This is a genomic window from Neisseria sp. 19428wB4_WF04, assembly GCF_015235335.1.
Classification (GTDB): domain Bacteria; phylum Pseudomonadota; class Gammaproteobacteria; order Burkholderiales; family Neisseriaceae; genus Neisseria; species Neisseria musculi.
The window spans coordinates 1-546 of sequence record NZ_JADGLG010000149.1 but is presented as its reverse complement, the minus strand read 5'-3'; the positions used below and the strand labels follow the sequence as shown (position 1 = coordinate 546).

Sequence of the window (546 nt, the reverse complement as noted above, 5' to 3'; positions counted from 1 at the left end):
GCGCATCGGTTTTGCCGCTGATGGTCGGGGTGTTGTCGCTGCTGTTGTCCGGCGCGTCTACGCTGATCATCGGGGCGGTGGTGTCGACCGAGCCGTTGTCTTTGGCTCTGCCTTCGTTGCCGGCGGGGTCTTTCACCGAGGCTTCGGCGGTGTAGCCGCCGTCGGGCAGGGCTTTGGGCACGTCTACGCTGTAGCTGCCGTCTGCCTTGACGGTGGTGGTAACGGTTTGGCTTTGGCCGTCTGAACCGGTTACCACTACGGTTACCACCGAACCGGCGGGCGCATCGGTTTTGCCGCTGATGGTCGGGGTGTTGTCGCTGCTGTTGTCCGGCGCGTCTACGCTGATCATCGGGGCGGTGGTGTCGACCGAGCCGTTGTCTTTGGCTCTGCCTTCGTTGCCGGCGGGGTCTTTCACCGAAGCTTCGGCGGTGTAGCCGCCGTCGGGCAGGGCTTTGGGCACGTCTACGCTGTAGCTGCCGTCTGCCTTGACGGTGGTGGTAACGGTTTGGCTTTGGCCGTCCGAACCGGTTACCACTACGGTTACCA

At 63.7% G+C, this 546-nt stretch carries 1 protein-coding gene; it reads right to left on the bottom strand.

The window, feature by feature from the left end; translation table 11 throughout:
- Positions 1-546, bottom strand: a 546-nt coding sequence (locus IR141_RS12725; protein WP_194198402.1) for an Ig-like domain-containing protein, incomplete at both ends; no start/stop codon positions are given.